Source organism: Leucobacter komagatae (assembly GCF_006716085.1).
GTDB lineage: Bacteria > Actinomycetota > Actinomycetes > Actinomycetales > Microbacteriaceae > Leucobacter > Leucobacter komagatae.
Window position 1 is genome coordinate 2,320,836 of sequence record NZ_VFON01000001.1, and the last position, 19,521, is coordinate 2,340,356.

The following is a 19,521-nucleotide window of genomic DNA, read 5'->3' on the forward strand; positions in this document are numbered from 1 at the left end:
CATGCTGGCAAGCACAACTTCAGCGTCCCTCGTGAAATCCAAGGCCCTGCCGCTCAGCCGTACGCTGCGTCGGGGTCGGCCCGCACGCTCTCGTCAACGGCAAGGATCTCGGGAGACCCCTACGCTGGCATGCCGTTCGGCGACGAGACGAAGCGGCAGATGGGCCTGCTCTCGACACGGAACGCGACGTTGCCGACGATCCTCGATGAGATGAACCGCGCGCCCGAGAACTTCACCGCGCTACGAAGCGCGGCGTTCCCCGGCGGGCACTACCTGCACCCCACGCAGTCGCCCGCGATCGCGGCAGAGACTGCCGCGCTCCTCGCCGGGTAGCGCTCGGGACTACGCCGAATCGCGCACGATGAGTCGCGCGCCGATGAGCGGAGCCGCCGCCAGAGCGGCCACGCCTGGACCCGTGGGGCGATCCTGATCGGCGTGCTCGTCGCTCCCGTCACGCTGCGCCATGAGTGCCCGCACCGCACCGCGGCCGAGCGCCTCGCCGGGCAACTCAACCGTGGTGAGCGCGGGCGACACGATCGCGGAGGCCGGGAGGTTGTCGAACCCGGTGACGGCGAGCGTGCCGGGCACGCTGACTCCGAGCTCGCGCGCCTTGCCGAGCACCCCGTAGGCGTGCGAGTCGGTCGCGCAGACAAGCGCGGTGACGCCCGCGTCGCGCCACCGCGGCCAGTACTTAGCGAACGCGGCGGCCGCACCATCAGGATCGATGAGGCTCGCCGCCTCGGGAATCGCGACGTAGTCCATGCCGTGCGCGGCGGCACCGCGCTCAAGCAGCGTGCGGCGCAGCTCGAACGTCTCGGTGCGCGTGAGGCTGTCGAGGTAGCCGATGCGGGTGTGGCCGCGCGCCGCGAGGTGCGTGAGCAGCGCGCTGATGCCACTCGTGAGGTCGAAGTTCACCGTCGGCGCCTGGGTTTCGCGCCCCGGCGCATCGAGCAGCACGAGCGGGGCGCCCGCGGGGAGGTCGCGCAGAAACGCATCATCGGGCGCCTCGACGAGCAAGCCAGCGGGCCTGAGCGCGACGAGGCGGTGCACGTCGGCTGCGCTCGGGTTGCGGCCCTCCCCCGTCACGGAGAGCAGCAGCTGGTACTCGCTGCCGAGCTCGGCTTTGATCCCGGAGATCACCCGACCGTAGAACGGGTTCGAGAGGTCGGGGGCGACGAGGATCACGATGTTTGACGTGCCCTTGGCGAGCGACGAGGCAGTGTGGTCGACGACGTACCCGAGCTCCCGCACAGCTGACAGCACCCGCTCGATGTTCGCCTGCGAGACTCGGCCCGCGGTTTTGCCGTTCACCACGAGCGAGACCGTTGCCACCGAGGTGCCCGCCAGTTCGGCTACCTCGGCGGCGGTCACGCGAGCCGGCCGTGGCGAACTAGCTTCGGGTCGAGACATCCCTTCATTCTAGCCACGGGAGGCCAACTCATAGGGTTGCGACGTTAAGCGCTTTGCGTGTTATCGTAAAGCGCTTGACGTATCTAACCCGCCCGCCCGCGCCCGCGCGAGCAACGGCCCCAAGGATGTGGAATTGACTAAGAAGATCATTCTCGACTGTGACCCCGGACACGACGACGCCGTTGCCCTGCTGCTCGCACACGGCAACCCCGAGATCGAGCTGCTCGCGGTGACCACCGTTGTTGGCAACCAGACGCTTCCGAAGGTGACGCGCAACGCGCTCTCCGTCGCCCGGGTCGCGGGCATCACTGGCGTCCCGTTCGCGGCCGGCGCCGCGCGCCCGCTCGTGCGCAATATCGAGGTCGCCCCCGACATCCATGGCGAATCGGGGCTCGACGGCCCCGTGCTCCCCGAGCCCGAGATCGAGCTCGACCCGCGCCACGCGATCGACCTCATCATCGACACGGTCATGGCCCACGAGCCCGGCACCGTCACGCTCGTGCCGACTGGCGGCCTCACGAACATCGCGATGGCGGCCCGCAAGGAGCCCCGCATCGTCGAGCGCGTGAAGGAGGTCGTGCTCATGGGCGGCGGCTACCACGTCGGCAACTGGTCGGCAGTCGCCGAGTTCAATATCAAGATCGACCCCGAGGCCGCGCACATCGTGTTCAACGAGAAGTGGCCCGTCGTGATGGTCGGCCTCGACCTCACGCACCAGGCGCTCGCGACCGACGAGGTCGCCGCCCAGATCGCAGCGGTCGGCACGAAGCCCGCGAAGTTCGTCGGCGAACTGCTCGACTTCTTCGCACTCGCGTACAAGGACGCTCAGGGCTTCGACGCTCCCCCGGTACACGATCCCTGCGCGGTCGCCTACGTCATCGACCCGACGATCGTGAAGACCGTGAAGGTGCCAATCGACATCGAGCTCACGGGCACCCTCACCCTCGGGATGACCGTCGCGGACTTCCGCGCTGAGGCTCCCGACGACTGCACGACCTGGGCCGCAACCGAGCTCGACGCCCCCCGTTTCTGGAACCTCGTGACCGAGGCCCTCGAGAACATCGGCGAGGTCGACTTCTAAATGAACGCCATCGCGCAAAAGCCCGCGGTGCGCGTGGGCTCCCTCATGGTCGCGCTGCTCGCAGCGTGCGTCGCCTTCCAGCTCAACGCCTCGATGCTCAGCCCCGCGCTCGTGACGATGGCGAAAGAGCTGAACACTGATGACGCAACGATCGGTCTCTCGCAGACCATGTTCTTCACGGCCGCGGCGCTCTTCTCACTGTTCCTCCCCCGCCTCTCCGACATCATCGGCCGCAAACGCGTGCTCGTCGGCATGCTCGCGATCATGGCTGTCGGCACCGTCATAGCCGCGCTCGCCGTGAACGTCGAGATGCTCTTCGTCGGCCGCATCATCCAGGGCGTCACCGGCCCCGTGGTTCCGGTAACGCTGCTCATGCTGCGCAACGAGATTCAAGATCCGAAGCGGTACGGCACGATGATGGGCGTCATCACCGCCGTCAACGGCGGCATCGCCGGCATCGACGCGCTCGCCGGCGGCTGGCTCGTCGCGAACCACGGCTTCCGGTCGGTGTTCTGGACGATGACGGTCGTCGCCGTGGTCGCGATCGTGTTCGTGCTCGTGTGGGCCCCCGAGAGCCGCCCGTCGAAGGATACGAAGATGGACTGGCTGGGCGTTGTGCCCCTCGTCGTGTCGATCGGCTCGTTCCTCACCTTCCTGAACTTCCTCGGAGCGGTGAACGACAGCAACTGGTTCATCATCTGGGCGCTGCCCGTCATCGGTCTCGCCTCGTTCTGGGCGTTCTGGGTGCTCGAGTCGAAGATCGCGGCCCCGCTCATCCCGCCGCGCTACCTCAAGCAGAGGTCGAGTTGGGCGCTGCTCGCCACGACGCTTCTCACCATGACCGGTGTCTTCGCGGTCGTGAACGGCCTCGTCGCGTCGATCGCGCAGAACGCCGAGGCCGGGTTCGGCTTGGGCGCCGACCTCACGTCACTCTGGTTCCTCATGCCATACGCGGTCGCCGGGTGGATCGTCGGGCCGTTCGCAGGGCGCCTCGCGCCGACCTTCGGGTACCTCAACGTGATGCGCGTCGGCATGCTCGGCACCATCGTCGGCACCATCGTGATGGCGTTCGTCGGCGTGCACTCGCTGCCCGTGCTCATCGTCACCACGATCCTGCTCGGCATCACCTACGCGGGCATCGGCAACATCATGCTCAACGGCCTCGGCATCGTGCTGTCGCCGAAGGACAACCCCGGCTTCCTCCCTGGCCTGAACGCAGGCGCGTTCAACCTGGGCGCCGGTGTGAGCTTCGCGATCCTGCCCGCCGTGCAGCTGCTGTTCACCTCGGCCGATGACCCGACGTCGACCACCGGGTACAGCGCGGGCATGCTCGCTGGCGCCGCGATCTCGATCCTCGGCTTCGCGATGAGCTTCCTCATCCCGGCGCCGACGGACGCCGAGGTCGCTGCCCCGGCTCCGGGGAAGTAACGCCAACCACCGTATTCTAGGAGCGGGTTCCCGCCGGCCTCGGCCGGTCGGGGGCCCGCCCGCTGCATCACCCGCCCACGCCTCTGCTGGCGCGCGGGCCGAGAAAGGACCTCACCATGACCGACGGCCTCATTCTTGTAGTTGGTTCGCTGAACGCAGACCTGGTGGTGCAGACCGCGCGCTTCCCGCAGCCGGGAGAGACGCTCACCGGCTCGGAGCTGCGCGTCATCCCCGGCGGGAAGGGCGCGAACCAAGCGGTCGCCGCCGGCCGCCTCGGAGGCAACGTGGCGATGGTCGGAGCGCTCGGCGCCGACGCGAACGGCGCGCTGCTGCGCGACTCGGTCGAGGCCTCCGGCGTCGACACCGCGCACGTCGCCTCGCTGGACGGCGTCGCCACGGGCACCGCCGTGATCACCGTCGATGGGGCGGGCGAGAACACGATCATCGTCTCGCCTGGCGCGAACGGCAAGCTCGGGATCGCGGAGCTCGATGCCGCGGCTGAGCTCTTCGAGCGCGCCGCGATCCTGTGCCTGAGCCTCGAGGTCGAACTCGACGTGGTGCTCGAAGCCGCCCGCCGCGCCCGCGCCGCCGGCGCCCGCGTGCTTCTCAATCTCTCTCCCTACGGCCCCGTTCCAGACGAACTGCTCGGCCTCACGAACATCCTGCTCATCAACGAACACGAGGCTGCCGACCTGCTGGGCCTCACACCCGAGCAGGTGCTTGCCGAGGGCGGCAAGCACACGCGGGCTGCGCTCACCGAGCGCGGGATCCCGCGCGCCGTCGTGACCGCGGGCGCCGCGGGCAGCATCGTGTTTGATGGCGCGACGCGCGACGGCGCCGACGCGGTTCCGGTCGCCTCGCCGAAGGTCACCGCCGTCGATACGACGGGCTGCGGCGACGCGTTCATGGGCTCGCTCGCGCTCCGCCTCGCGGCGGGCGACCACCTCGCGGTCGCGGCGGGCTACGCGGCCACCGTCGGCAGCTTCGCGGCGACCCGGGCCGGCGCACAGGCGTCGTACCCCACGCCCGAGGAGCTCGCGGCGTTCTTGGCCACTCACGGGTAGGGTCTCCGTAACGAGAGGGGGTGCGTCATGCCGCGGCCATCGACACGCCTGCTCCAGGTTGCCGGGGTTCTCGGGGTCGCTCTCATCGCCTTCTCCCCGGTCACGACGCTCCTTGAGCTCTCCGGCATCGCGAGAGGCGGACAGTACTATTCCGTGCTCATGCCAACGCTCGGAGCCACAATCGTCTTCGCGGCCTGCGGCACCGCGCTTCTTACCTGGGTGTTCGCTCGAGTGTTTGACGACCCGGCCAAGCAGTCAGCAGTCGCGCTCGTTCTCATGCGAGCGGCGCTTTCCTTTGGCTGTGTGCTCGGAGCTGTCGCTTGGGTGTGGGCATTGCTTGCGCAGCAGCGCGTCTTCCCCGGCCTCCCTGGCGGCGACGCGATTCCACGGTCGTGGTTCCCGGCCGTACCGATCATCTGGGCGCTCATGTATCTGCCGCTCATTGCGCCGACCGTCGACACCATCATTCTGAAGCGCCGGCCTGGCCGGCGATACGTGCCGGTCGCGTCGGTGGCTTGGACTGGCTTTCTCGTCGCGCTCTTTGTCGCCTCCGGGACGCTGGGGTAAGGGTTCGCGCGCGGCGGCGGATCAGTGCGACCAGGCGGGCCCTCAGTGCCGATGGATTACTCTTGCTTGGCATGTACCCGCCCCTTGTTTTACAACAGTCGCGACGCACCGACTCTGGGCTCCGAGCCGGGCGGTGGTGGGCTATTGCATTGCCACTCGTCGCTGTGCTGCCGCTCACCGGGTGTATCCAGTTTGGGGATTATTCCATGGGGGCGGGCTGCGAAAGGATCGCTGACAAGGCCGCGCGCATCGTCGAGTCCTCGACAGGAGAGCCAGCGACTGTGATGCGCGACCGATTATGGGCCGGGGACGGAAAGCACGGCGACGAATGCCGTGCGGCGGTGCAAACGACCGTGGCCGCTGGGGACAAGCAGTCCGTTGATGCCGAACGGGAATTGTTTGTGGCTTTCTCGTCAATGCGAGCCCTTGGGTATGCGACGGTGAAAATCTCCGTTCACTACGGAGAGCGCAGAGAGGTTGTCTCGATCACGCGAGAGCGCTAACGGGTGCCGTGACTAGCGTGGGCCCGGTTTGCGGTAGTTGCCACTCGCTTTGCGTGACGTTCTACCCGTTCACCTCCGGGCTCTCGTCGTGAAGCATGGACCGGCTCCTTGGCGAGCAGGGGGTGGTGGTAGTGTTGCAACTCAGGGGGAAAACGGATGTCCGGTTTCCCCTTTTTTGTTCCCGCAGGGCTGATCACTGAAGGGCGGATGATGGCAGACATCGAGTTCAACGATGTGCTAGCTGGGGTGTTGTCAGGAACAGCCCGGAGTGTTGCTGGTGCGTTGAGTATGCAGGCGTCTGCTCGGAGCGATGTGGCGCATACGGCGGCAACTGATTTTTCTGGCGCGTACGCGAACGCGTTTGTCTTGGTGTGTCAGGCGGAGTCGCAGGACCGGGGGAAGCTGTCGGGAGTGCTGGACAGGCTTCCTGACGAGGTGGATGCTGCCCGTGTAAAAGCCACTGAGGAGCGCGCGCGCAGGCAGGCGTATGAGGCGTGGCAGACGCGTGAGTTTCAGCGGTCCGCGGCCAGGGCGTTAGACCCTTTCGGGAGCGCCTACCTGGTGGAGGCTGCAGCGGATCCGATGCCTTCGGATCGGGCGATAGCGGCCCCGACGGCGTCTGCCGCGTTTCGGGTCGCTGGGAGGTCCCACGCAGGGAGAGGTGGCGGGCTGACATCGTCTGCTGACCCGGTGAAGCTACGGTCGTTTGTGGAACGAAGCCGGGGCTTGAACACGGATCTTGAAGAGTTGTTGACGCGTATGCAGACGGCGTGGGCTGGGTTTACGTCGAGCTGTGGGTGGGTGGACCTAGGGACAGTGTCGTTTCTGACGGGGTTTGCTGGCCTGCTGCGTGAGAACCAGTTTGACGTGCTTTGGGTCGGTCACATAGCTGAGGCATTTGAGAAGGCTGGCGGGACGGAGTCGAACTTGGTGCTGGATCTTGCCATTCTGAACCAGAATGACCGCATAGGCACGAACCGGTATCACCCGCTGCTTGACGGACTGTTCGGAAACCCATTTGCACCCGGTGGTGAACTCAAAACCACCCCGACCGCGAAAGACGTGGGCTTGTGGTGGAAGGGGCTCACTGATGCTCAACGGGCGGAGCTGATTGCGTCGGTGCCGTTGGTGATCGGGAACCTCAACGGGATCCCCATTTCCACCCGGATTGAAGCGAACGCGTTGACTGCACGCTACTTCGCGGGCAAGGGCGGGCTTACGAAAATGGAGCGTACCTATTGGGAGAGTGTCGCGAACGGGACACGAACGCTGGTGTCGAGCGACCCAGCAAATGACCGCATCATCGAGATGATCGGGACGCTCACCCCGGTGACGAAAGAAACCATCACCCATATTCCTGGCACGGGAGCAAGCCTGAAACACTTCTACAGCCGCGAAATCCAGGCCTTCTCAGAGGGGCTGGTGAAAGACAATTTGGGTGAGACGGTGTCGTTTGTGTACAAGGACGGGCCATGGGTGACCTGGGCAGGCGAGAGAAGCAACCACAATAACCCGGCGATGCAGGCCATGGGCGACAGGGTTGCAGCGTTCCAGCACGAAGTCATTGGGAGAGACCCGATCGGCAGAAGGGTACCGCCGAACGCGACAACACATTCCGCAGGCCTGACGGTCACCTCGGGCGCTGAGCGTGCTGGAGCGAGGTTTGCCACTGTGCATTCGCTGTCTGGCTCGTATCTGATGCCTGAATGGACCCCGATCGAGGGCACAAAGTACCATCATCATCAGTTCCACAAGGAAGTAATCAACAACCTCGATGGCGTCACGTTGTGGAGTAACGGCACCCCGCATTCGCGTCCATACGTGTTCGAGCAGCATATTTACGACGGCGGCGAGCAAGGCGGCCTCGACGCGCATAACCGTATCGCGCAAGGCCCAGCCACCAACGCCGAGGTGGTAGAACGAATCGGGAAACTCATTAGGGAGTCGAGATGAGTGTCCGCAAAACTAGCGTGCTGGTCGCGCTCGCGTGTGGTGTCATATTGTTCGTGTCGGGGTGTGTGACCGGCCTATTTTCACAGGAGAAAGACGTGCTTCCCAAGATCAGTCTCGCGGAGCTCCGCGAAACCCAAGACGCCGAACTCGAACGGTTCAGAGAGCTCGTGCCGTATCGCATCATCGAGAAGGACTACGGCATCACCCCGCCACGCAGAGCGACGTCCTGCAACATCATCATCGACATGCAACCGATCACCCCGGATAGCGGCGTCCAGCTCGCTGGCTTCTGGCGTGCATTAACTTCAGGGGACGAGGATCTGGAGCCACTCCTCGAAAAGATCCGTGCAGCATATGAAGCGAAGCCAGGATGGAGTACACGGGGAGGTGACCTACCCAATGACCCGCTTACGAGCACAATGGTCGTCGTGACTTCACCCGAGAACTACCAGTACCTCGTGCGCGTTGACACCGAGCCAAACCGGGAGAATCAGAAGGAGATTTCGGTGAGGAGTTCTAGCCCATGTGTTGAAACCCCAGAAGACATCGACCTCGACGCCGAGTACTAGCTGTCAGGAACGCTCGATCGTTAGACACAGCCGCGGCAGTCTTTGATGGGATGCGATGAATAGCCGTAGTTCCGGGGTGCTGGTCGCACTCGTGTGTGGAGTCATGCTGGCAGTTTCAGGGTGCGCTCCGGGCCAGAAGAACGTGCTTCCGAAGATCAGTCTCGCGGAGCTCCGCGAAACCCAAGACGCCGAACTCGAACGGTTCAGAGAGCTCGTGCCGTATCGCATCATCGAGAAGGACTACGGCATCACACCGCCACGTGAAGCAACGTCCTGCAACATCATCGATTCGCAACCGATCACCCCGGACAGCGGCGTACAGCTCGCTGGCCGCTGGCGTGCCATGACTTCCGGAGACGAGGACCTGGAACCGCTCCTCGAAAAGATCCGTGCAGCATACAATGCAAAGCCAGGATGGAGTACCCGTGGAGGCGATCTACCCAACGACACTCTTAAAAGCACGCTGGTTGTCGTGACCTCACCCGAGAACTACCAGTACTACGTGCGGGTAAGCACTGAGTCGAACAGTGAGAATCAGAAGACGATTTCAGTGAGGAGTTTTAGCCCGTGTGTTGAAACCCCAGAAGACTTCGACAGGTTCGCGAAGTACTAACTGGCAAATACGCTCGACCATTGGACAAAGCCGCCGGAATTATTGAGGGGTCGAGATGAGAGTCCGTGGGCCAGGGGTGCTGGTCGCACTCGTGTGTGGAGTCATGCTGGCAGTTTCAGGGTGCGCTCCGGGCCAGAAGAACGTGCTTCCCAAGATCAGTCTCGCGGAGGCCCGCGAAACCCAAGACGCCGAGCTCGAACGGTTCCGGGAACTCGTGCCGTATCGCATCATCGAGAAGGACTACGGCATCACCCCGCCACGCAGAGCGATGTCCTGCGACAGCATCCTCGATATGCAGCCGATCACCCCGGACAGCGGCGTCCAGCTCTTTGGCCGCTGGCGTGCGATGACTTCCGGGGACGAGGATCTGGAACCACTGCTTGAAAAGATCCGGGCAGAGTACGAGGCCAAGCCCGGATGGACCGTTGTTGACACACGAAAAGCATCCGAGAAGAACACATTCATAGGTGTCACAGTCACGTCGCCAGAGGGCTACCTCTACTACTTCGACATCGATACTGAGCCAAACCGTGAGAATCAGAAGACGATTTCGGTGGCGAGTTCTAGCCCGTGTGTTGAAGTCCCAGAAGATTTCGACATCGATGCCGAGTATTGAGGACAGTAGCATCGCAACGCCACTGAGCCCGCGCAGTGCATAACCACAGTTCGCTCCGACCTCGCCGCTGCCGGTAGGCAACAGGCTTGAGAATAGCTCGACTCAACTGGGCCGTGTGAACTGTATGGAGACCATTGCGTGGGCTTTAGCCCGCCGCCGAGCGGCCCGAGAACAACAAAACCCCCGGCAGAACCGGGGGTTTTATCGTGACTCTCTGTAGCTGAGGCGGGGCTCGATCCCGCGACCTCACGATTATGAGTCGTGCGCTCTAACCAGCTGAGCTACTCAGCCAAACTGGCCCGCACGAATGCGAGCCAGAGAGTCAGAGCCCCGACCGGGACTTGAACCCGGGACCCCTTCCTTACCATGGAAGTGCTCTACCGCTGAGCTATCAGGGCGTAGCCACGCGAACGTGACAACCGTTAGAGCGTACCACCTCGCGGGGGTGAATGCGAATTCGTAGAGTGTCGCCCGGGCGTGCCGCGCGAGGAGGTCTCGGGCCGGGGCGATCTCCACGGTTTCGCCACGCCCCGCTTGGTAAGGTTGCGGCGAACAGCGGTCGCATTCGCGGGCCCGCACAGAGCGCGTTTTGCGATGGGAGTCAGCGTGAAGAGTGTGTTCGTCACCGTCGTGGGCCTGGTGCTCGCGGTGTGGATGTCGGCGGGTCGCTGGTTCTTCGGCATCGGCGGCAGCCTCACATGGTGGTACGTCCCCGCGATCGGCCTCACCTATGCCGTGCTGTTGGCCTGGGTTGCGCGCCGCATGGCCATCACCGAGCGTCGCGGGCGCCGCCTTGGCCGCTCGGTGTGGGTGACCCTCATCCTGTCGTGGGTCTGCGCGATCGGCTTCGGCTTTACCGTGCCCGACAACGTCGGCGGCGAACTCGTCTCCATCGTCAGTCACGCCGCAGGTTCGCAGTTCTCGGCGGAGATGTCGATCGCGCTGTGCAACCCGCTCGGGATCATCGCGTTCGCGCTCGCGTTCTTCGCGCTCGGTATCGCGATCGCCAACGGTAAGGATCCGCGGCCGGAAGAAGACGAGCTGCTCGACGCGGCCTACGGCGAGGACGGCATGGTGCCGCACCCGCTCGTGCACGAAGCGCGCGCGAGCCAGGAATCGGCTCAGCGCGCGCCTCGTTCTGAGTAGCACCTCCCAGTAGGGGTGTAACAGCTACCAGTGGCGGTGCTCTGCCGCCCCTGAGTAGTCGGGCCAGGGCAGGTCGATCGGCGGTTCGAAGTCGACGGGGAGGAGCGCAGGCATCGGCTCCGCAGCCACGCGCTGCGCGAACTCCTGCTGCGCTGCTTTGAGCGTCTCCGGCTTCGTGAGCAGGTCGAGGAACGTGCCCGAGACCGTCTTGCCCGCCGTCACGATCGTGGGGGCGATCGTCTCGGGGATGCCACCGAGCGCGTTCATGACCCAGGCCGGGTAGGGGCCCTCGCCCGGCACCGGCTGGAGGGCGGGGCGCGAGACGTAGAACCGCACGAGCGGGGCGTAGTGGCTCATCTCGACGTAGTCATCGCTCGTCCAGTTCCGCTGCCACGCGGGCATGTGCTCGCGCAGCAGCCGCTCTGCCTCCTGCGGCGAGATGAGCTGCTCGGTCTCCGCGAGAAACGGCTTGGGGGTCGCCTCGCGGCCGAGCGAGCGCTGAATCTCCTGCGCGACTCCGATGGCTTCGGGGCCGTAGCTCGGGGCGCCAACCTCCTCGAGGTTCGCGTACAGGGTCTCACTCATCACGTGGTTCGTGCGGCCGGGGCGGCTGCGCGCGATCCACCGATCCTCCGCGGCGCAGTGCGCCATCATCGCGGCGGCCTGCGCGTTGCGGTCGAGGATCGTGAGAATGTGCTCGGCCATCTCGATATCGGGGGTGCGCCAAGAGAACTGGATGCGCGCGATCCGCTGCGGCAGGTTGTCTGCGGTGGCCTGACCGTCGCTCAGGATCGCGTCAGAGAAGCTCCAACCGCCCGTTGCGGGCAGCATCGAGTCGAGCATGGTGCGCGAAGCCGTGTACATCTGCATGAGCGCCACGTTCGCTCCGGGAGCGCGGGCCGCCGAGTGGGAGGCGGGGATCGGCGAGTTCGGGTCGGCGCTCGAGAGCTGCCAGGTCTCGGGCTCGTCGCAGATGAACGAGTAGACCTTGCTGTAGTACGCGCCGCACTGGGTGTCCCAGCGGGCGGTGTTGCAGAGCGGCAGCATGTAGAACGGGTGGAACGAGACGATCGCGTCGGCGTCGTCGTAGTAGCCGCGCAGCCCGTGCACGACCTTCGAGCCGTGCATCTTTTCGGCGGGCTCGCCGGTGTACTTGAGCGTGCCGCCGATGCCGTGCACGGTCATCGCGTGCTTCGTCGCGAGTACGCCAGCGAGTGTCGAGATGCCGAGCACCGAGTGGGGGTCGGTGTGCCCCGCAGCGAAACGGCTGAGGCCCTCGCGGGGAGTCTCCGAGGTCGTGGCTGCCTGGCTGTTGCCCGGCACGGCGTCGTACTCCGCATAGGTGAGCAGCGTCGGCCCGTCGCCGTTCGACCAGGTGGCACTGAACGCTGTCGGCATCCCCGCCGACCCGTCCTCAACGTCGAACCCCTCCTCGCGGAGGCGCGCAACGTACCACTGCTGCGAGCGGTACTCGCGCCACGCCGGCTCGGCGAGCTCCCAGATGTGGGTGTGCCACTCGGTGAGTTCGGTCAGGTTTTCATCAATCCACGCCTGCGCGGTGCGCTTGGCCTCGGCGGTGAGTGCGGTCACGGTTGGTCCTTTCGGGTGAAGCAGGAGGTGCCCGGGGCGGGGCTAGGCGGGGGAATTAACCGGCGACTCAGGCCGCCCAGTCTCGGCAAACGTCACGGCGTTCGCCGCCTGCACGCGCACGTACTCTGCCTCGGTGAACGATGAGAAGTAGGCGATGTGCGGGCTGAGCACGACGTCGGCCCGGCCGACGAGCGGGTGGTCCACGCTCGGAGGCTCCTCGTCGAGCACGTCGAGCGCCGCGGCCGAGAGCTGCCCCGCGTCGAGCGCCGCGGCGAGCGCAGCGCTGTCGATCAGACCACCGCGCGAGACGTTCAACACGACGGCGCCCGCGGGCATCGCCGCGATGAACTCTGCGTTGACCATCTGCTCGGTCTCCGGAGTGAGCGGAAGGTGCAGCGAGAGCACATTCGCAGCATCGCGAACCTCGGTGAGCTCGGCGCGGCGAATACCGAGCCCCCGAAGTTCGGCCTGCACCTCAGGGGTGTCGGGGAGGAACGGGTCGTAGCCCACGACACCGCCGAAGAGCGGGCCCGCGACCCGAGCGAACTCGCGCCCGATCTTGCCGAGCCCGACAATGCCGAGCTGCAGTTCGCTGAGCCGAGCCGGGGCGACCTCGGCACGCTCGTTCCACCGCTCAGGCGTGGCTGAGGCCAGGTAAAAGGGCAGCTGGCGCTTCGCGTGCAGCAGCAGCGCGAGCGCGTGCGTCGCGACCTCCTCCGTTGCAGCTCCGGGCACGTTCGTCACCCACACGCCCTGCTCGGTCGCCGCGTCGATGTCGACAAAGTCGAAGCCCATCGACATGAGCGCGATAAGTCTGAGCTTCGGGAGTGCCTCGATGATCTCGCGCGTGATCGGTGCGTAGCCGAGCAGCAAGACTTCGGCGTCGCGAGCACCCGCGATGATCGCCTCGGGCTCGCGGGTCTCGAGCACCCGCACCTCGTAGCCGGCGGCCTCGAGCAGGCGCACGCCAGCTGAGACGTCAGTGTCATCGGTGTCGGTGTAGACGGCGAGTGGCCTCATGCGTTGGCCCCGCTTCCCAAATCGAATGCGTCCTGTTGGAGGTGGATGAGCTGAAGCCCACCCCGTGACACCGCGGCGTCGACCGCGGTCGCGAGTTCGGCCGCGTTTGCGACGCGGTGTCCCGCCCCGCCGAACGCGGTTGCAACCGCCGCCCAGTCTGGCTGCGCCAACACCACGCCGACGGGCGCAATGCCCGCGTCGGCTTCGTTCTGTTGGATCTCGGCGTACCCGCCGTTGTCGACGACGACGACCGTGACGTCGATGCCCTGCTCAACGACGGTGATGAACTCCTGCATGGAGAACATGAGCGCGCCGTCACCGAGCACCGCGAACACCGGGCGCTCAGGGGCCGCGATGCGCGACCCGATCGCGGCCGGGAGGCCGTAGCCGAGCGTCGCGTACGTGCCCATGTAGGGCGTCGAGTTCGGAACGCGCGCGGTGACCGCGTTGAGGAGGCCCCAGTACGCAATCTGCGACGAGTCGGTCGACACGATCGCGTTCTCGGGCAGGGTCCCGGCAATGAGCTCCCCGAGCGCAGTGTTCACTCCGTCGAGCTCTGCGGACTCAGCCCGCACGGCTTCCCGGGTGGCGGCGACGCTCGCGGCCGCGTCGCGCGGCCCGGCGCTCTGCGCACCGGGCCCATCAAGCCCGTCGAGCGCCTCGCCGATTGCGGCGATTGCCGCAGCCGCGTCCGCCACGATTCCAATCTCGGCCCGCTGGTTCTTGTGGATCTGCGATGCGAGCAGGTCCACGCGGATGACCCGGCCGCGTGCCTCGAGCGCGTCGACCCAGAGCTCAGCCCCGCCGAGCTTGGCCCCCACGACGAGCAGCACGTCCGCGTCGCGGGCGCGGTTGCGGGCCGCGGCGAGCCTGAGGTTCGACCCGAGCGCGAGCGGGTGGGTCTCATCGAGCACGCCCTTCGCGTTGAGCGTCGTCACCACGGGGGCGCCGAGCCGCTCGGCGAGGCGCCGAAGCTCACCGCCCGCCCCGCGCGAGCCACCGCCGGCGAGGATCACCGGATCCTGCGCTCCGGCGAGCGCCGCGGCCGCCGCGGCGACCAGGGCTGCGTCGGGAGCCGAGACGGGCGGGAAGTCGCGCGCGGTAAGCTCCGCGTCCGCGATTTCCTCGCCGATCTCTTCCTCGAGGAGGTCGAGGGGCACCTCGATGTAGACGGGGCGGGGGCGGGTCGTCGCGAAGAGTTCGAACGCCTCGTGCACCGCCGCAACGGCCTCGCCTGCGGTCTGCACGCGGCTCGCGCGCTCGACGATCGCTGCGGCCGCGCTCAACTGATCCTTCGTCTCGTGCAGGGTCCCGACATCGGCGAACTCTTTGCCGCGGGCCGGGCCCGGGGCAAGAATGATCATCGGCCGCGACTCGGCGTAGGCTGTGCCCGCGGCGCTCAGCGCGTTGAGCAGGCCGGGGCCGCTCGTGGTGATGACGACGCCCGGCCTCCCGGTCTGAAGCGACCAGCCGTCAGCCGCGTACCCCGCGCCCTGCTCGTGGCGCGACGTGACCGCACGGATCCCAAACTCCGCGAGCGGCCTGTAGAACTCAAGGTTGTGGGTGCCCGGGATACCGAACACGGTGTCGACGCCGTAGTTCTTGATCGTCTCGATGACGAGCCAACCCGTCGTCCGCTTCACGGTCGTGCGCTCAGTCATGGCTATGCTCCCTCCGCGCGGAACTTCAGTGAGCCGTCCACCCAGGTCTCAATGACCGGGATAGCGGCGATGTCAGCGCCATCGATGTCGAGCGGGTTCTGCCCGAGCACGACGTAGTCGGCGCGCTTGCCCACCTCAAGCGAACCGAACTCGGCCTCGCGCCCGAGCGTCTTCGCGCCCTCGAGGGTGTGACCGCGAAGCGCCTCTGCTGCGGTGATGCGCAGCGAGTCTTCGCCGAGCTTGTGGCCGCGGCGGGTGACCCGTGTCACGGCCGCCTGGATCGCTTCGAGTGGGCGTGGCTCGGCGACGGGCGCGTCAGACGAGATCGTGATCGGCACGCCCGCATCGCGGAACTCGCCGAGCGGGTTGAACCGCTCGCCCGGGGTACCGATGGCCTGCTCCACACCCTCGCCCCAGTTGTAGTAGTGCTGCGTCTGGTTCACGGGGCGAATGCCGAGCTGCGCCATGCGGCCGATCTCCTCGGGTGTGGGGAGGCCGCAGTGCTCGATGCGGTGCCGGGCGTCTGCGTCGGGGCGATCAGCGAGCGCCTGCTCGATCGCGTCGACGACCATCTTGATCGCGATCGGAGACTGCGCGTGCGTCGCCGTCTGCAGCCCGAAGCCGTGCGCCTTCCGCACGAGCTCGGTGTACTCGCGCGGCTCGTGGTAGAGCTGCCCGGTGCGGCAGGGGTCGCCGAGGTAGCCGTCGGGGAAGTACGCTGTCCAGCCGCCGAGCGTACCGTCGGCGTACAGCTTGATGCCCGCGGCCGAGAGGAACGCGTTGCCGAAGGGGCCCGTGAGCCCGAGGTCGACGACCTGGTCGAGGAGGTGGGAGAGGAAGTACATGGAGACGCGCATGTCGAGCGCTCCGCGATCAGCCATCTCAAGGTAGGCGGCGAACTCGCGTTTCGAGACTTGCGCGTCACCGATCGCGGTGACGCCACCGCGCAAGAACTCGCGCTGCACCAGGTCGAGCTGGCGCTGGTGCTCGGCGGGCTCGTCGCCGAGGTGGAAGTTCGGGCCGTGGTGGCCGACCTTGACCCCGTGGAGGCCCGTGAGCACGTTGCACGCCGCGTCAGACAGCTCACCGGTGAGGTCACCCTCGGCATCGCGGAAGAACTCGCCGCCCTCGGGGTTCGGAGTGTCTCGCGTCACGCCGAACTTCTCGAACGTGAACGTGTTCACCACCCCGCCGTGGCCGGAGGCGTTCATAATGTACACCTCACGGTCGGTCGCGATCTGGTCAAGCTCGTGCCTGGTTGGGTGGCGCTGCTCGGCGAGGTTGCGCTGCTCGTAACCGAAGCCGCGCAGCGGGACGCCGGCGGGGAGGTGCGTCGCGGCCTCGCGCATGAGCTCGATGATCTCGGGGATGCTGGCGGCCTTCGCCGGCGTGATGTCTACCCAGGTGAGCAGCTGCCCGTACATGAGGGGGTGGGCGTGCGCGTCGACGAAGCCGGGAACAATCGTGGCTCCGGCGTGATCGACGCGCACGGGGGAAATCCCCGCGTGCTCCGCCGCCTGCTCACACTCGGCGAGCGTGCCAACCGCTAGAATCATGCCCCCAGCGGTGAGCAGGGCTTCCGCCTCGGGCCGACTCTCGTCGACCGTCAGGATTCGCTCGGCGGTGACAATCGTCGGGGCCGAGTTGCGTGCGTCATAGGTGGCGAGCGAGCGCATAGTGCTTACTTTCCTTCGGTGGTGGGAACTGCGGTGGTGTCGAGCCTGGGCCGGAACGATCCGGTGACCGGCGCGGCGTCAGAGTGCTGCGGCGCGAAGAACACACCGAACAGGGCGACGGCCGAGAGCAGGCCGTAGAACGCGATGACCGACCAGAAGTTTCCGGTGGCGGCGAGCAGCGCCGTCGCGATCGCGGGCGAGAGGCCACCCCAGACCGCCGCACCGACGCCGTACGACAGCGACATCGAGGTGTAGCGGGCCTGCGGGCGGAACATCTGCGTCATGATCGTCGAGAGCGGCGCCCACGCACCGCTGAGTGCAAGGCGCACGACCGAGACGAAGAGGTAGATCATCGCGACGTTGTGGCCCTCGATGAAGATGACGAGCGGCACGACCGCGGCGAACGAGCCGATGATGCCGATGTACATGACCCACTTGCCGCCGATCTTGTCGCCGAGCAGCGCGAGGGGCAGGGTGACGAGGGCCTCGACGAGGGCCGCGATCGTCATCGCGCCGAGAATGATGTCGGGCGAGAGGCCAACCTCGGGGCTCGTCGCGTAGCTCTGCACGAACGTCGTCGCGACGACGTAACCGCCCGAGGAGATCGCGACGATGCAGAAGCCGAGCAGGATCGGCCACCAGTTGTTCTTCACGGCGAAGAACAGCGGGGTTGACTGCTGCTTCCCGCCGACCTTCTCCTCAAACACCGGGGTCTCTTCGACGCGGTAGCGCACCCACAGCCCGACGAAGATCAGCACGATGGAGAAGAGGAACGGCAAGCGCCAGCCCCACGTGTAGAGCACGTCGTCGCCCATGAGCGCGAGGATCCAGAACGCACCCGACGACATGAGCGCGCCAAGCGGGTTGCCGATCTGCGTGAAGCCGCCGTAGAAGTTTTTGAACTTCGCAGGCGCGCTCTCGACCGACATGAGGCTCGCACCGCCCCACTCGCCGCCGACGGCGAGGCCCTGCGCGATGCGCAGCACGATGAGCAGAATCGGCCCCATGATGCCGATCGTGTTGTAGTCGGGAAGAACTCCGACAAGGGTTGTCGCGACGCCCATAAGCAGCAGCGTGATGGTGAGTGCTGGCTTCCGCCCAATCTTGTCGCCGATGTGGCCGAAGATGATGCCACCGAGGGGGCGGGCGAAGAACGCGACAGCGTAGGTGCCAAATGACGCGAGCGTCGCCATGCCGCGGTCGAGCTCGGGGAAGAACACGACGGGGAAGACGATTGCGGCGGCCGTGGCGTACACGTAGAAGTCGTACCACTCGATCGTGGTGCCGACCATGGCCGCGAAGCCGGATCGGAGCGCGCGCCGGTGCGTGAAGACCGGCGCGCTGGCTGTGGACGATGACATGCAAAGCTCCCTTGCTCGACTGGGTGCGCCGCGGGTACCGAGCGTGCGGCGCGCACCTTGAACTGTAGAGCGAAATGCTGTGCACCGCATGCGCGAAACGGTAGCTGACGGGCTCCTACGCCGACGTTTTGCGAGCGGTTCAGGCCATGTGCGCGCATAGTGGGTCAGCAGAGCGTGATTTCACAGAACTTATGCGCCCATCGACCCTCAAACCCGCGTATCGTAGTGAGCACCCGCAATGGAGCCGTCGGCGGCGCCCCGGGGCGCTCGCCAAGAGAGGATCGCTGCATGTCTACTCCCCCGCCGGGTCGACGCCACCCGCCGCGCGAGGCCGGCTTCGACGATGTCGACGCGTTCCTCATCCGGGCGCTCCAAGAGGACGGGCGCGCCTCGATTCACGACCTCGCCGAGACGCTGGGGGTCTCGCGCGACGTCGCGTCTCAGCGGCTGCGCCGCCTGATCGAGCAAGAGGGGGTGCGGGTCGTTGCAGCCCTCGACCCACACTTCGCAGGCCACCACGTGCTGACGCACGCCGCCGTCGTCGTCGATGGTCCGCTCCGGCCCGTCGCTGAGCGAATCGCGGCGCTGCCAAACAGCGTGTTCGTCTCGCTGACGAGTGGCAGCATGCCACTCGTGTTCGAATCGCGCCACCGCGATTCGGCCGAGCTCCACGAGGTGCTCGATGCGGTGCGCGCGATCCCTGGCGTGCGGTCCCTCCTCGTGACGACCTACGTCGACGTGCTCAGCGGGTTCTTCGTCGCTGACCGCCGCAGTCCCGTCACTATTGACGAGCTCGACACCGACCTCATCAAGCTGCTTCAGCGCGACGGCCGCATGAGCTTCCGCTCACTGGGAGAGCAGGTTCACCTCTCCCCGTCATCGGTGAGGGCTCGGGTACACCGGCTCGTCGAGGCGGGCGTGATCCGCATCTCAGCGATCACCTCGGGCCAGCTCACGCGATCCCGCATCGCGATCGGCCTCGGCATTTCCGCCCGGGGCGACTCGGCGCCCATCCGCGAGTTCCTGCTCCGCTCCCCCGACGTCGACTTCGCGGCTCGCACGCACGGCCGGTTCGACTACGTCGCCACGCTTGAAGGGCCCTCCGCGGCGCACCTCCTGCGCGCCACGGAGGAGCTTCGAGCACTCCCGAGCGTGAGCGCCGTTGAGTCGTGGGCCCACTACGACATCGTCAAGGAGAACTACGAGCGCGCGATCGAACGCGCCGTTGGCGGCAACGGAGGGTGGCAGGTGGCCCGGTAGGCC

At 66.3% G+C, this 19,521-nt stretch carries 17 protein-coding genes and 2 tRNA genes; 11 read left to right on the forward strand and 8 right to left on the reverse strand.

Features of this window, described 5'->3' with window-relative positions:
* Positions 1-129 precede the first annotated feature (129 nt).
* Complete coding sequence (locus FB468_RS10590) at positions 130-333, forward strand: hypothetical protein (protein ID WP_141887305.1); 204 nt, start codon at positions 130-132, stop codon at positions 331-333.
* 9 nt (positions 334-342) lie between these two features.
* Here FB468_RS10590 and FB468_RS10595 read toward each other — a convergent pair whose 3' ends face one another.
* Positions 343-1,410, reverse strand: a complete 1,068-nt coding sequence (locus tag FB468_RS10595; protein WP_141887306.1) for a LacI family DNA-binding transcriptional regulator — start codon at positions 1,408-1,410, stop codon at positions 343-345.
* A 133-nt stretch (positions 1,411-1,543) separates the two neighbouring features.
* On the opposite strand from FB468_RS10595, the gene uriH reads away from it, so the two are divergent.
* The 8 genes from uriH (at position 1,544) to FB468_RS10635 (ending at position 9,804) form a co-directional block, all read left to right on the forward strand.
* Positions 1,544-2,491: a uridine-preferring nucleoside hydrolase UriH gene (gene uriH / locus FB468_RS10600; RefSeq protein ID WP_141887307.1), complete on the forward strand. Its 948-nt coding sequence runs from the start codon at positions 1,544-1,546 to the stop codon at positions 2,489-2,491.
* A complete protein-coding gene (uriT, locus tag FB468_RS10605) occupies positions 2,492-3,919 on the forward strand; it encodes a uridine transporter UriT (protein WP_141887308.1) in 1,428 nt (475 codons plus the stop codon).
* A gap of 116 nt (positions 3,920-4,035) precedes the next feature.
* A complete protein-coding gene (locus FB468_RS10610; protein ID WP_141887309.1) occupies positions 4,036-4,983 on the forward strand; it encodes a ribokinase in 948 nt (315 codons plus the stop codon).
* A 27-nt stretch (positions 4,984-5,010) separates the two neighbouring features.
* The gene (locus tag FB468_RS10615; protein ID WP_141887310.1) at positions 5,011-5,550 is read left to right on the forward strand and encodes a hypothetical protein; all 540 of its coding nucleotides are present in this window, start codon (positions 5,011-5,013) and stop codon (positions 5,548-5,550) included.
* A 1,319-nt stretch (positions 5,551-6,869) separates the two neighbouring features.
* Complete coding sequence (locus FB468_RS10620) at positions 6,870-8,006, forward strand: hypothetical protein (protein ID WP_141887311.1); 1,137 nt, start codon at positions 6,870-6,872, stop codon at positions 8,004-8,006.
* A gap of 95 nt (positions 8,007-8,101) precedes the next feature.
* Positions 8,102-8,575 (forward strand): hypothetical protein, encoded by a 474-nt coding sequence (locus FB468_RS10625; RefSeq protein ID WP_141887312.1) that lies wholly within the window; start codon positions 8,102-8,104, stop codon positions 8,573-8,575.
* Between the two features lie 103 nt (positions 8,576-8,678).
* The gene (locus tag FB468_RS10630; protein WP_141887313.1) at positions 8,679-9,188 is read left to right on the forward strand and encodes a hypothetical protein; all 510 of its coding nucleotides are present in this window, start codon (positions 8,679-8,681) and stop codon (positions 9,186-9,188) included.
* 103 nt (positions 9,189-9,291) lie between these two features.
* Entirely contained in the window at positions 9,292-9,804 is a 513-nt protein-coding gene (locus tag FB468_RS10635; RefSeq protein ID WP_141887314.1) for a hypothetical protein, read from the forward strand.
* A gap of 217 nt (positions 9,805-10,021) precedes the next feature.
* On the opposite strand, the gene FB468_RS10640 is transcribed toward FB468_RS10635, so the two are convergent.
* A tRNA-Met gene (locus tag FB468_RS10640) sits at positions 10,022-10,095 on the reverse strand.
* Positions 10,096-10,130: 35 nt separating this feature from the next.
* A tRNA-Thr gene (locus FB468_RS10645) sits at positions 10,131-10,202 on the reverse strand.
* Positions 10,203-10,410: 208 nt separating this feature from the next.
* On the opposite strand from FB468_RS10645, the gene FB468_RS10650 reads away from it, so the two are divergent.
* A complete protein-coding gene (locus FB468_RS10650) occupies positions 10,411-10,950 on the forward strand; it encodes a hypothetical protein (protein WP_141887315.1) in 540 nt (179 codons plus the stop codon).
* 24 nt (positions 10,951-10,974) lie between these two features.
* On the opposite strand, the gene FB468_RS10655 is transcribed toward FB468_RS10650, so the two are convergent.
* From FB468_RS10655 to FB468_RS10675, 5 genes are read right to left on the reverse strand one after another with little or no spacing between them, the layout of a single operon-like run.
* Entirely contained in the window at positions 10,975-12,540 is a 1,566-nt protein-coding gene (locus FB468_RS10655) for a zinc-binding metallopeptidase family protein (protein ID WP_211359119.1), read from the reverse strand.
* A 42-nt stretch (positions 12,541-12,582) separates the two neighbouring features.
* The gene (locus FB468_RS10660; RefSeq protein ID WP_141887317.1) at positions 12,583-13,560 is read right to left on the reverse strand and encodes a C-terminal binding protein; all 978 of its coding nucleotides are present in this window, start codon (positions 13,558-13,560) and stop codon (positions 12,583-12,585) included.
* Positions 13,557-15,221, reverse strand: coding sequence for a thiamine pyrophosphate-binding protein (locus FB468_RS10665; protein WP_141887318.1), 1,665 nt, complete (start codon positions 15,219-15,221; stop codon positions 13,557-13,559). The genes FB468_RS10660 and FB468_RS10665 overlap by 4 nt, the downstream gene beginning before the upstream one ends.
* Before the next feature lie 2 nt (positions 15,222-15,223).
* Complete coding sequence (locus FB468_RS10670) at positions 15,224-16,897, reverse strand: amidohydrolase (RefSeq protein ID WP_141887319.1); 1,674 nt, start codon at positions 16,895-16,897, stop codon at positions 15,224-15,226.
* A gap of 5 nt (positions 16,898-16,902) precedes the next feature.
* Positions 16,903-18,258, reverse strand: a complete 1,356-nt coding sequence (locus FB468_RS10675) for an MFS transporter (RefSeq protein WP_141887320.1) — start codon at positions 18,256-18,258, stop codon at positions 16,903-16,905.
* A 288-nt stretch (positions 18,259-18,546) separates the two neighbouring features.
* On the opposite strand from FB468_RS10675, the gene FB468_RS10680 reads away from it, so the two are divergent.
* Entirely contained in the window at positions 18,547-19,518 is a 972-nt protein-coding gene (locus tag FB468_RS10680; protein ID WP_141887321.1) for an Lrp/AsnC family transcriptional regulator, read from the forward strand.
* Positions 19,519-19,521 lie beyond the last annotated feature (3 nt).